We start from the raw sequence: 11,903 nt of genomic DNA, 5'->3' as shown, positions 1-11,903 counted from the left end.
GGGCGTCATGGCTGAAATCAAGAACTACACGCTCAACTTCGGTCCGCAACACCCGGCGGCGCACGGCGTGCTGCGCCTCGTGCTCGAGCTCGACGGCGAAGTGATCCAGCGCGCCGATCCGCACATCGGCCTGTTGCATCGGGCGACCGAGAAGCTTGCCGAAAACAAGACGTTCATCCAGTCCGTGCCGTACATGGATCGTCTCGACTACGTGTCGATGATGGTGAACGAACACGGCTACGTGCTCGCGATCGAGAAGCTGCTCGGCATCGACGTGCCGGAGCGCGCGCAGTACATTCGCGTGCTGTTCGACGAAATCACGCGCGTGCTGAACCACCTGATGTGGATCGGCGCGCACGCGCTCGACGTGGGCGCGATGGCGGTATTCCTCTATGCGTTCCGCGAGCGCGAAGATCTGATGGACGTGTACGAGGCCGTGTCCGGCGCGCGCATGCACGCCGCGTACTATCGCCCGGGCGGCGTCTATCGCGATCTGCCGGACGCGATGCCGCAGTACAAGGCGTCGAAGATCCGCAACGAGAAGGCGCTCGCGAGGATGAACGAAGCGCGCCAGGGCTCGGTGCTCGACTTCATCGACGACTTCTTCACGCGCTTCCCGAAGTGCGTCGACGAATACGAAACGCTCCTGACCGACAACCGGATCTGGAAGCAGCGTCTCGTCGGCATCGGCGTCGTGACGCCGGAACGTGCGCTGCAGCTCGGCCTGACGGGTCCGATGATCCGCGGCTCCGGCATTGCATGGGATCTGCGCAAGAAGCAGCCGTATGAAGTGTACGACCGCCTCGACTTCGATATCCCGGTCGGCGTGAACGGCGATTGCTACGACCGTTATCTCGTGCGTGTCGAGGAAATGCGCCAGTCGACGCGTATCGCGAAACAGTGTATTGAGTGGCTTCGTAAGAATCCCGGTCCAGTGATCACCGACAATCACAAGATCGCGCCGCCGTCGCGTGTCGGCATGAAGACGAACATGGAGGATCTGATCCACCATTTCAAGCTCTTCACGGAAGGTTTTCACGTGCCCGAAGGCGAGACGTATGCGGCCGTCGAGCACCCGAAGGGCGAGTTCGGCATCTATCTCGTGTCGGACGGCGCAAACAAGCCGTATCGCCTCAAGATCCGTGCACCGGGCTACGCCCATCTGTCCGCGCTCGACGAAATGGCGCGCGGGCACATGATCGCCGACGCCGTCACGATCATCGGTACGCAGGACATCGTGTTCGGCGAAGTCGACCGCTGACGGTCGCGCCGCTCGCGGGCCCGGCCGGGCCGCGCGCGGCGAGTCACACGCGGCGCGCGCCTCGGGCTCGCCGTCGCAACAAGCTGTCAACAGTGAGCGCCAGGTCTGCCGCATCGGTCATGCGGCAGGTTGTTCGTGCGGTAGGAATTGAAAGAGTCGTGTCTGAAAATGATCTCAGCTGAAGGCCTGAAAGAAATCGATCGAGCGATCGCGAAGTACCCCGCCGATCAGAAACAGTCCGCTGTGATGTCGGCGTTGGCCGTCGCTCAGGAAGAGCATGGCTGGCTGTCGTCCGAACTGATGCAGTTCGTCGCGGACTATCTCGGCATGCCGGCCATTGCGGTCCAGGAAGTCGCGACGTTCTACACGATGTACGAGCTCGCGCCCGTCGGCAAGCACAAGATCACGCTCTGCACGAACCTGCCGTGCCAGCTCGGGCCGCACGGCGGCGCCGAAGCGACGGCCGACTATCTGAAGCAGAAGCTCGGCATCGATTTCGGCGAGACGACGCCCGACGGCAAGTTCACGCTGAAGGAAGGCGAGTGCTTCGGCGCGTGCGGCGATGCGCCGGTGCTGCTGCTCAACAACCACAAAATGTGCAGCTTCATGAGCCGCGAGAAGATCGACCAGCTGCTTGAGGAGCTCTCGAAATGACGTCCCTCCACGATCGTCACATCAAACCGCTGATCCTCGCCGGCCTCGACGGCGAGAACTGGCATCTCGAAGACTACGTCGCGCGCGGCGGCTACAAGCAGCTGCGCCGCATCCTCGAAGAAAAGATTCCGCCCGAGCAGGTGATTGCCGACGTGAAGGCGTCGGGGCTGCGCGGCCGCGGCGGCGCGGGTTTCCCGACCGGCCTGAAGTGGAGCTTCATGCCGCGTCAGTTCCCGGGCCAGAAGTATCTCGTCTGCAATTCGGACGAAGGCGAGCCGGGCACGTTCAAGGATCGCGACATCCTGCGCTGGAATCCGCACGCGCTGATCGAAGGCATGGCCATCGGCGCATACGCGATGGGCATCACCGTCGGCTACAACTACATCCACGGCGAGATCTTCGAAGTGTATCGGCGCTTCGAAGCGGCGCTCGAGGAAGCGCGCCGCGCGGGCTTCCTCGGCGAGAAGATCATGGGCTCGGATTTCTCGTTCCAGCTGCACGCGCACCATGGTTACGGCGCGTACATCTGCGGCGAGGAAACCGCGCTCCTCGAATCGCTCGAAGGCAAGAAGGGCCAGCCGCGCTTCAAGCCGCCGTTCCCGGCGAGCTTCGGCGTCTATGGCAAGCCGACCACGATCAACAACACCGAGACGTTCGCCGCGGTGCCGTTCCTGCTCGCAGTCGGTCCGCAGAATTATCTCGAGATGGGCAAGCCGAACAACGGCGGCACGAAGATCTTCTCGGTATCGGGCGACGTCGAGCGTCCGGGCAACTATGAAGTGCCGCTCGGCACGCCGTTCGCGACGCTGATGGAGCTCGCGGGCGGCATGCGCGGCGGCAAGAAGATCAAGGCGGTGATTCCGGGCGGCTCGTCGGCGCCGGTGATTCCGGGCGACATCATGATGCAGACCGATCTGGACTACGACTCGATCGCGAAGGCGGGCTCGATGCTCGGCTCCGGCGCGGTGATCGTGATGGACGAGACGCGCTGCATGGTGCGTTCGCTCCTGCGCCTGTCGTACTTCTATTACGAAGAGTCGTGCGGCCAGTGCACGCCGTGCCGCGAAGGCACGGGGTGGCTGTACCGCGTCGTGAACCGCATCGAGCACGGCGAAGGCCGCCAGGAAGACCTGGATCTGCTGAACTCGGTCGCGGAGAACATCATGGGCCGCACGATCTGCGCGCTCGGCGACGCGGCGGCGATGCCGGTGCGCGGGATGCTCAAGCACTACTGGGACGAGTTCGCGTACCACGTCGAGCATAAGCGCTGCATGGTCGGCGGCCACGCGCACGCGGCCGCGGCCTGACGGCGCAACCCGATTGCAGAATTCGAGCGCCCGGTCGAGCGGACGCGGGCGAGCGGTAATAGGTTAAGGACCATTCACCATCATGGTTGAACTTGAAATAGACGGCAAGAAGGTCGAGGTGCCCGAAGGCAGCATGGTGATCCAGGCTGCGCACAAGGCGGACACGTACATTCCTCACTTCTGCTATCACAAGAAGCTGTCGGTTGCGGCCAACTGCCGGATGTGTCTCGTCGAAGTCGAGAAGATGCCGAAGGCCGTGCCCGCGTGCGCGACGCCCGTCTCGGCCGGCATGATCGTCCATACGCAATCCGACAAGGCCGTGAAGGCGCAGCAGTCGGTGATGGAGTTCCTGCTCATCAACCATCCGCTCGACTGCCCGATCTGCGATCAGGGCGGCGAATGCCAGCTGCAGGATCTCGCGGTCGGCTACGGCAAGTCGACGTCGCGCTATGCGGAAGAAAAGCGCGTCGTGTTCCACAAGGACGTCGGCCCGCTCATCTCGATGGAAGAGATGTCGCGCTGCATCCATTGCACGCGCTGCGTGCGCTTCGGCCAGGAAATCGCCGGCGTGATGGAGTTCGGCATGCTGGGCCGCGGCGAGCATTCGGAAATCACGACGTTCGTCGGCAAGACGGTCGACTCCGAGCTGTCGGGCAACATGATCGACCTGTGCCCGGTCGGCGCGCTGACGAGCAAGCCGTTCCGCTACAGCGCCCGCACGTGGGAGCTGTCGCGCCGCAAATCGGTGAGCCCGCACGATTCCGTCGGCGCGAACCTCGTCGTGCAAGTGAAGAACAACCGCGTGATGCGCGTGCTGCCGTTCGAGAACGAAGCCGTCAACGAGTGCTGGATCTCGGACAAGGACCGCTTCTCGTACGAAAGCCTGAACAGCGACGAGCGCCTGACCAAGCCGATGATCAAGCAGGGCGGCGAGTGGCGCGAAGTCGACTGGCAGACCGCGCTCGAATACGTCGCGCGCGGCCTGAAGGGCATCAGCGACGACCACGGCGCGTCCGCGCTCGCCACGCTCGCGAGCCCGCACAGCACGGTCGAGGAACTGTTCCTGCTCAAGCAGCTCGCGCACGAGCTGAAGACGCCGAACGTCGACTTCCGTCTGCGTCAGACCGATTTCTCCGCGGCCGCGCAAGGCGCGCCGTGGCTCGGCATGCCGATCGCCGATCTGTCGGATGTCGATGCCGCGCTCGTCGTCGGCTCGTTCCTGCGTCGCGATCATCCGCTCTTCGCGGCGCGTCTGCGCCAGGCGGCGAAGAGCGGCGCGAAGCTGCACCTGCTGCACGCGACGGGCGACGACGCGCTGATCCCCACCGCGCAACGCATCGTCGCCGCGCCGTCGGCATGGCTCGACACGCTTGCGGGCATCGCGGCCGCCGTCGCGCAGGCGCGCGGCGTCGCGCTGCCGGACGCGCTCGCGGGCGTCGACGCGTCGGCCGCGGCGCAAGCGGTCGCGCAATCGCTCGTCAACGGCGAGCGCCGCGTCGTGCTGCTTGGCAACAGCGCGGTCCAGCATCCGCAATTCGCGCAGATCCACGCGATCGCGCAGTGGATCGCGGACAACACGGGCGCGACGCTCGGCTTCCTGACGGAAGCGGCGAACACGGTCGGCGCGCACCTCGTCGGCGCGCTGCCGGGCGCGAACGGCCTGAACGCGCGCGACGCGTTCGCGCAGCCGCGCAAGGGCTACGTGCTCCTGAACGTCGAACCCGAATTCGACACCGCCGATCCGGCGCAGGCGATCGCCGCGCTGAAGCAGGCGGAGACGGTCGTCGTGCTGTCGCCGTTCAAGTACGGCCTCGATTACGCGGACGTGCTGCTGCCGATCGCGCCGTTCACCGAGACGGCTGGCACGTACGTGAACGCGGAAGGCCGCGCGCAGTCGTTCAACGGCGTCGTGCGTCCGCTCGGCGACACGCGCCCCGCGTGGAAGGTGCTGCGCGTGCTCGGCAGCCTGCTCGGCCTGCCGAACTTCGAATACGAGACGTCGGAAGAAGTGCGCCTCGCCGCGCTCGGCGACGGCGAGATCGCGCCGCGCCTGTCGAACAAGACCGCGGCGGCGCCGGCGCGCGCGGCCGCGAAGGCGGCCAACGGGGGCCTCGAGCGCCTCGCCGACGTGCCGATCTATCATGCCGACGCGCTGTCGCGCCGCGCGGGCGCGCTGCACCTGACGGCCGCCGCGAAGACGGCGCACAAGGTGGGCCTGCCCGCCGCGCTGTTCGACAAGCTCGGTCTGAAGAACGGCGACGCGGTGCGCGTGCGCCAGGGCGATCGCACGGTGCAGTTGCCGGCCGTGCGCGACGAGAATCTTGCGGAAGCCGTCGTTCGCGTGTCGGCGGCCACGCCTGCCGGCGCAGCGCTCGGCAGCCTGTCCGGTGAACTGGTGGTGGAGAAGGCGTAAATGAGCTTGTTCGATACGATCAACTCGGGCGGAGCCCAGCTTCTCGGCGTCGCATGGCCGACGGTGTGGGCGCTCGTGCGCATCCTCGTCGTCGCCGTCGCGATCCTGCTGAGCGTCGCGTACCTGATTCTGTGGGAGCGCAAGCTGATCGGCTGGATGCACGTGCGTCTCGGTCCGAACCGCGTCGGCCCTGCGGGCCTCTTGCAGCCGATCGCCGACGTGCTGAAGCTGCTGCTGAAGGAAGTGATTCATCCGACGGCCGCGAGCCGTTGGCTGTATCTGATCGCGCCCGTCATGACGGTCGTGCCGGCGTTCGCCGTGTGGGCGGTGATCCCGTTCCAGGCGGGCGCGGTGCTCGCGAACGTCAACGCGGGGCTGCTGTACGCGATGGCGATCTCGTCGATCGGCGTCTACGCGGTGATTCTCGCCGGCTGGGCGTCGAACTCGAAGTACGCGTTCCTCGGCGCGATGCGCGCGGCCGCGCAGATGGTGTCGTACGAAATCTCGATGGGCTTCGCGCTCGTGCTCGTGCTGATGACGGCGGGCAGCCTGAACCTGTCGGAGATCGTCGGCTCGCAGCAACACGGCTTCTTCGCGGGCCACGGCGTCAACTTCCTGTCGTGGAACTGGCTGCCGCTGCTGCCCGTCTTCGTCATCTATTTCATCTCGGGCATCGCCGAGACGAACCGCCACCCGTTCGACGTGGTGGAAGGCGAGTCGGAAATCGTCGCGGGTCACATGATCGACTACTCGGGGATGGCGTTCGCGCTGTTCTTCCTCGCCGAGTACATCAACATGATCGTGATCTCGGCGCTTGCGGCGACGCTGTTCCTCGGCGGCTGGGATGCGCCGTTCGAATTCCTGTCGTTCATTCCGGGCATCTTCTGGCTGGTGCTGAAAGTCTTCGCGCTGCTGTCGGTGTTCATTTGGGCCCGTGCGACGTTCCCGCGCTACCGCTACGACCAGATCATGCGCCTCGGCTGGAAGGTATTCCTGCCGGTCTGCGTGATCTGGGTGATCGTGGTCGGTTTCTGGATGATGTCGCCGCTGAATATCTGGAAATAAGGGGCGGACGAAATCATGACGGCAATCCAACATTTTTTTAAGACCTTCTTCCTGACCGAGCTGCTGAAGGGGCTCGCGCTGACGGGGCGCTACACGTTCAAGCGTAAGTTCACCGTGCAGTTCCCCGAGGAGAAGACGCCGATTTCGCCGCGCTTTCGCGGGCTGCACGCGCTGCGCCGCTACGAGAACGGCGAGGAGCGGTGCATCGCGTGCAAGCTGTGCGAAGCGGTGTGCCCGGCCATGGCGATCACGATCGAATCGGAGACGCGCGCGGACAACACCCGCCGCACGACGCGCTACGACATCGACCTGACGAAGTGCATCTTCTGCGGTTTCTGCGAGGAGAGCTGCCCGGTCGATTCGATCGTCGAGACGCAGATCCTCGAATACCACGGCGAGAAGCGCGGCGATCTGTACTTCACGAAGGAAATGCTGCTCGCGGTGGGTGATCGCTACGAGAAGGAGATCGCGGCCGCGAAGGCCGCCGATGCGCGGTATCGCTAATCCGATGCGCCGGCCCGGGAGCGGGCCGGCAAGCTGCGGCGAAGCCGCGGCACGCCCGGCGGTGCCAGCCAACCGCGCCTGACAATGGCCTAATGATGAACCGGTAATCATGGACTTCACGACCGTACTCTTCTACATCTTCTCGCTGCTCCTCGTGGTGTCGGGGCTGAAGGTGATCACTTCGCGCAACCCGGTGGCGTCTGCGCTCTTCCTCGTGCTCGCGTTCTTCAACGCGGCCGCGATCTGGATGCTGCTCGAGGCCGAGTTCCTCGCGATCCTGCTGGTGCTCGTCTACGTGGGCGCGGTGATGGTGCTGTTCCTCTTCGTCGTGATGATGCTCGACATCAACGTCGACGTGCTGCGCCGAGACTTCAAGCGCTTCGTGCCGATGGCGACCGTGATCGGCGCGATCATCGTCGTCGAGACGGCGCTGATCCTCTGGCGCGGCTACGGGGCGACGGCCTCGCCCGTGCGCGACATGGCCGCGGGCGCGCTCGCCGGCATGCCGAACACGAAGCTGATCGGCAAGGTCATCTACACCGACTACATCTTCGCGTTCGAAATCGCGGGGCTCGTGCTGCTCGTCGCGATCATCGCCGCAGTCGCGCTGACCGCGCAGAAGGGCAAGGACAGCAAGCGCCAGCGCGTGTCCGAGCAGGTGAAGGTGCGCCGCGAGGATCGCGTGCGCCTCGTGAAGATGCAAGCCGACAAGCCGCAGCCGGAAACCGCCGCGAGCGACGCCGCGTCGGGCGGGAACAACGGCTAAGCGGAGGAGAAGAATCTATGTTGACCTTGGCTCATTACCTCGTGCTCGGCGCGATCCTGTTCGCGATCGCGATCGTCGGGATTTTCCTGAACCGCCGCAACATCATCATCATCCTGATGGCGATCGAACTGATGCTGCTCGCGGTGAACACCAACTTCGTCGCGTTCTCGCACTACCTGGGCGACGTGCACGGCCAGATCTTCGTGTTCTTCGTGCTGACCGTCGCCGCAGCGGAAGCCGCGATCGGCCTCGCGATTCTGGTGACTCTGTTCCGTAAGCTCGACACGATCAATGTCGAGGATCTCGATCAGCTCAAAGGTTAATTTCAGGCAACGCTGTTATGTCAACGACACTCAATGAAAACCTGCTGCTGGCGATTCCGCTCGCTCCGCTGGCCGGCTCGCTGATTGCGGGGCTGTTCGGCAACGCGGTGGGCCGCAAAGGCGCGCACCGCGTGACGATTCTCGGCGTCGCGATCTCGTTCATCCTTTCCGCGATGGTGTTCTTCCAGGTGCTGGACGGCGCGAGCTACAACGCGACCGTCTACGAATGGATGAACGTCGGCTCGCTGAAGCTCGAGGTAGGCTTCCTGGTCGACACGCTGACCGCGATGATGATGGTGGTCGTCACGTTCGTGTCGCTGATGGTGCACGTCTACACGATCGGCTACATGTCGGAAGAGGACGGCTATCAGCGCTTCTTCTCGTACATTTCGCTCTTCACGTTCTCGATGCTGATGCTCGTGATGAGCAACAACTTCCTGCAGCTGTTCTTCGGCTGGGAAGCGGTGGGGCTCGTGTCGTACCTGCTGATCGGCTTCTACTTCACGCGTGAGAGCGCGATCTACGCGAACATGAAGGCGTTCCTCGTGAACCGCGTCGGCGACTTCGGCTTTTTGCTCGGCATCGGCCTCATCCTCGCGTACGCGGGCTCGATGAACTACGGCGAAGTGTTCGCGAAGCGCGCGGAACTCGCGGCGCTGCATTTTCCGGGCACCCAGTGGGGCCTGCTGACCGTCGCGTGCATTTGCCTCTTCATCGGCGCGATGGGTAAATCCGCGCAGTTCCCGCTGCACGTGTGGCTGCCCGACTCGATGGAAGGCCCGACGCCGATCTCCGCGCTGATTCACGCGGCGACGATGGTGACGGCCGGCATCTTCATGGTCACGCGCATGTCGCCGCTCTTCGAGCTGTCCGACGCCGCGCTGTCGTTCATCACGGTGATCGGCGCGATCACGGCGCTCTTCATGGGCTTCCTCGGCATCGTCCAGAACGACATCAAGCGCGTCGTCGCTTACTCGACGCTGTCGCAGCTCGGCTACATGACGGTCGCGCTCGGCGTGTCCGCGTACCCGGTCGCCGTGTTCCACCTGATGACGCACGCGTTCTTCAAGGCGCTCCTGTTCCTCGGCGCGGGCTCGGTGATCATCGGCATGCACCACGATCAGGACATGCGCAACATGGGCGGCCTGCGCAAATACATGCCGATCACGTGGATCACGTCGCTCGTCGGCTCGCTCGCGCTGATCGGCACGCCGTTCTTCTCGGGCTTCTACTCGAAGGACTCGATCATCGACGCGGTGAAGCTGTCGCACCTGCCGGGCTCGGGCTTCGCGTATTTCGCGGTCGTCGCGAGCGTGTTCGTCACCGCGCTGTATTCGTTCCGGATGTACTTCCTCGTCTTCCACGGCGAAGAGCGCTTCCGTCATCCGAAGGAATTCGGCAACAACCACGGCGCCGAATCGGCCGCGCATCACGGCCATGATGATGACCATGGTCACGGCCACGCGCACGAACCGCACGAAACGCCTTGGGTTGTCTGGCTGCCGCTCGTGCTGCTCGCGATTCCGTCGGTCGTCATCGGTGCGATCGCGATCGGCCCGATGCTGTACGGCGACTTCTTCCAGCACGGCGTCGCGTTCGACAAGGTGATCTTCATCGGCCAGAACCACCCGGCGCTCGCCGAGATGGCGGAGGAGTTCCACGGCTGGGCGGCGCTCGGTCTGCATTCGATCTCGTCGCTGCCGCTCTGGTTCGCGCTCGCGGGCGTCGTCGTCGCGTGGTTCCTGTACCTGAAGCGCCCGGATCTGCCGGCCGCGATCCGTCGCGCGTTCGGTCCGATCTACACGCTGCTCGACAACAAGTACTACATGGACAAGATCAACGAGGTCGTGTTCGCGAAGGGTTCGGTCGCGATCGGCCGCGGTCTGTGGAAGGAAGGCGACGTCGTGGTGATCGACGGCCTCGTCAACGGCAGCGCGCGCTTCATCGGCTGGTTCGCCGGCGTGATCCGCTTCCTCCAATCCGGTTACATCTATCACTACGCGTTCGCCATGATCATCGGCATGCTGGGGCTCCTGACCCTGTTTGTAACGCTCGGCGGCAAATAAGGCGGGGACGACTAATGCACTCTTTTCCGATTCTCAGTACCGCGATCTGGTTGCCGATCGTCTTCGGCCTCATCGTGCTCGCGGTCGGCTCCGACAAGAATCCGGGCGCGGCGCGCTGGATCGCGCTGATCGGCTCGCTCGCCGGCCTCGCCGTCACGATCCCGCTGATCACGGGCTTCGACTCGAGCACCGCCGCGCTGCAGTTCGTCGAGCAAACGAGCTGGATCGAACGTTTCAACATCACGTATCACCTGGGCGTCGACGGCATCTCGATGTGGTTCGTCGTGCTGACCGCGCTCATCACGGTGATCGTCGTGATCGCCGGCTGGGAGGTGATCACCGAGCACGTGTCGCAGTATCTCGCCGCGTTCCTGATCCTCTCGGGGATCATGATCGGCGTGTTCTCGTCGGCTGACGGCCTGCTGTTCTACGTGTTCTTCGAGGCGACGCTGATTCCGATGTACATCATCATCGGCGTGTGGGGCGGCCCGAACCGCGTGTACGCGGCGTTCAAGTTCTTCCTGTACACGCTCGCCGGCTCGCTGCTGATGCTGGTCGCGCTGATCTACCTGTACACGGAAACGCATTCGTTCGACCTGGCTACGTGGCAGAACGCGAAGATCGCGATGACGCCGCAGGTGCTGCTCTTCATCGCGTTCTTCCTCGCGTTCGCGGTGAAGGTGCCGATGTGGCCGGTGCACACCTGGCTGCCGGACGCGCACGTGGAAGCGCCGACGGGCGGCTCGGTCGTGCTGGCCGCGATCATGCTGAAGCTCGGCGCATACGGTTTCCTGCGCTTCTCCCTGCCTATTACGCCGGACGCAAGCCACTTCTTCGCGCCCGTCGTGATCGCGCTGTCGCTGATTGCGGTGATCTACATCGGCCTCGTCGCGATGGTGCAGGCGGACATGAAGAAGCTCGTCGCATATTCGTCGATCGCGCACATGGGCTTCGTCACGCTCGGCTTCTTCATCTTCAACCAGCTCGGCGTCGAAGGCGCGATCGTCCAGATGATCTCGCACGGCTTCGTGTCGGGCGCGATGTTCCTTTGCATCGGCGTGCTGTACGACCGCGTGCACTCGCGCCAGATCGCCGATTACGGCGGCGTCGTCAACGTGATGCCGAAGTTCGCCGCGTTCGCGATGCTGTTCTCGATGGCCAACTGCGGCCTGCCGGGCACGTCGGGTTTCGTCGGCGAGTTCATGGTGATCCTCGCCGCCGTCCAGTTCAATTTCTGGATCGCGTTCGGCGCGGCGTTCACGCTGATTCTCGGTGCGGCGTACACGCTGTGGATGTACAAGCGCGTGTACTTCGGCGCGGTGGCGAACGATCACGTTGCGAAGCTGAAGGACATCAGCCGCCGCGAATTCACGATGCTCGCCGTGCTCGCCGCGTTCACGCTGCTGATGGGCCTTTATCCGAAGCCCTTTACCGACGTGATGCACGTTTCCGTGGAAAACCTCCTCTCCCACGTCGCGCAGTCGAAACTGCCGCTGGCCCAGTAAGCCCGAGCGGAGGATACAAAGATCATGCAAAACGCACCT

Annotated in this window: 10 protein-coding genes; all 10 read left to right on the top strand. The window is 64.2% G+C overall.

From position 1 onward, the window contains the following. Positions 1-7: 7 nt before the first annotated feature. The 10 genes from WS91_RS00460 to WS91_RS00415 all read left to right on the top strand — a co-directional run bounded on the left by WS91_RS00460 (position 8) and on the right by WS91_RS00415 (position 11,864). Positions 8-1,261 (top strand): NADH-quinone oxidoreductase subunit D, encoded by a 1,254-nt coding sequence (locus WS91_RS00460; RefSeq protein ID WP_038747262.1) that lies wholly within the window; start codon positions 8-10, stop codon positions 1,259-1,261. Between the two features lie 168 nt (positions 1,262-1,429). Next, complete coding sequence (gene nuoE, locus WS91_RS00455; protein ID WP_038747259.1) at positions 1,430-1,915, top strand: NADH-quinone oxidoreductase subunit NuoE; 486 nt, start codon at positions 1,430-1,432, stop codon at positions 1,913-1,915. Continuing rightward, the gene (gene nuoF, locus WS91_RS00450) at positions 1,912-3,222 is read left to right on the top strand and encodes an NADH-quinone oxidoreductase subunit NuoF (protein ID WP_038747256.1); all 1,311 of its coding nucleotides are present in this window, start codon (positions 1,912-1,914) and stop codon (positions 3,220-3,222) included. The genes nuoE and nuoF overlap by 4 nt, the downstream gene beginning before the upstream one ends. Before the next feature lie 82 nt (positions 3,223-3,304). Beyond that, complete coding sequence (nuoG, locus tag WS91_RS00445; RefSeq protein ID WP_038747253.1) at positions 3,305-5,635, top strand: NADH-quinone oxidoreductase subunit NuoG; 2,331 nt, start codon at positions 3,305-3,307, stop codon at positions 5,633-5,635. Continuing rightward, a complete protein-coding gene (gene nuoH, locus WS91_RS00440) occupies positions 5,636-6,700 on the top strand; it encodes an NADH-quinone oxidoreductase subunit NuoH (protein WP_038747250.1) in 1,065 nt (354 codons plus the stop codon). It begins immediately after the preceding gene. A gap of 15 nt (positions 6,701-6,715) precedes the next feature. After that, complete coding sequence (gene nuoI / locus WS91_RS00435) at positions 6,716-7,204, top strand: NADH-quinone oxidoreductase subunit NuoI (RefSeq protein ID WP_038747248.1); 489 nt, start codon at positions 6,716-6,718, stop codon at positions 7,202-7,204. A gap of 109 nt (positions 7,205-7,313) precedes the next feature. Continuing rightward, on the top strand, positions 7,314-7,970 hold the full coding sequence (locus WS91_RS00430; protein ID WP_038747247.1) for an NADH-quinone oxidoreductase subunit J: 657 nt from the start codon (positions 7,314-7,316) through the stop codon (positions 7,968-7,970). A 17-nt stretch (positions 7,971-7,987) separates the two neighbouring features. Continuing rightward, positions 7,988-8,293 (top strand): NADH-quinone oxidoreductase subunit NuoK, encoded by a 306-nt coding sequence (gene nuoK / locus WS91_RS00425; protein WP_004185739.1) that lies wholly within the window; start codon positions 7,988-7,990, stop codon positions 8,291-8,293. 17 nt (positions 8,294-8,310) lie between these two features. After that, the gene (gene nuoL / locus WS91_RS00420) at positions 8,311-10,359 is read left to right on the top strand and encodes an NADH-quinone oxidoreductase subunit L (protein ID WP_038747245.1); all 2,049 of its coding nucleotides are present in this window, start codon (positions 8,311-8,313) and stop codon (positions 10,357-10,359) included. A gap of 14 nt (positions 10,360-10,373) precedes the next feature. After that, on the top strand, positions 10,374-11,864 hold the full coding sequence (locus tag WS91_RS00415) for an NADH-quinone oxidoreductase subunit M (RefSeq protein WP_038747244.1): 1,491 nt from the start codon (positions 10,374-10,376) through the stop codon (positions 11,862-11,864). The last annotated feature ends 39 nt before the right edge of the window (positions 11,865-11,903 follow it).

This window comes from Burkholderia sp. MSMB1498, assembly GCF_001526245.1.
Lineage (GTDB): Bacteria > Pseudomonadota > Gammaproteobacteria > Burkholderiales > Burkholderiaceae > Burkholderia > Burkholderia savannae.
This window is presented reverse-complemented; position numbering and strand designations above follow the sequence as displayed.

Bases quoted from the DNA above. Each gene is read 5' to 3' on its own strand.
- WS91_RS00460 (WP_038747262.1), top strand. From the start codon at position 8: ATGGCTGAAATCAAGAACTACACGCTCAACTTCGGTCCGCAACACCCG.
- nuoE (WP_038747259.1), top strand. From the start codon at position 1,430: ATGATCTCAGCTGAAGGCCTGAAAGAAATCGATCGAGCGATCGCGAAG.
- nuoF (WP_038747256.1), top strand. From the start codon at position 1,912: ATGACGTCCCTCCACGATCGTCACATCAAACCGCTGATCCTCGCCGGC.
- nuoG (WP_038747253.1), top strand. From the start codon at position 3,305: ATGGTTGAACTTGAAATAGACGGCAAGAAGGTCGAGGTGCCCGAAGGC.
- nuoH (WP_038747250.1), top strand. From the start codon at position 5,636: ATGAGCTTGTTCGATACGATCAACTCGGGCGGAGCCCAGCTTCTCGGC.
- nuoI (WP_038747248.1), top strand. From the start codon at position 6,716: ATGACGGCAATCCAACATTTTTTTAAGACCTTCTTCCTGACCGAGCTG.
- WS91_RS00430 (WP_038747247.1), top strand. From the start codon at position 7,314: ATGGACTTCACGACCGTACTCTTCTACATCTTCTCGCTGCTCCTCGTG.
- nuoK (WP_004185739.1), top strand. From the start codon at position 7,988: ATGTTGACCTTGGCTCATTACCTCGTGCTCGGCGCGATCCTGTTCGCG.
- nuoL (WP_038747245.1), top strand. From the start codon at position 8,311: ATGTCAACGACACTCAATGAAAACCTGCTGCTGGCGATTCCGCTCGCT.
- WS91_RS00415 (WP_038747244.1), top strand. From the start codon at position 10,374: ATGCACTCTTTTCCGATTCTCAGTACCGCGATCTGGTTGCCGATCGTC.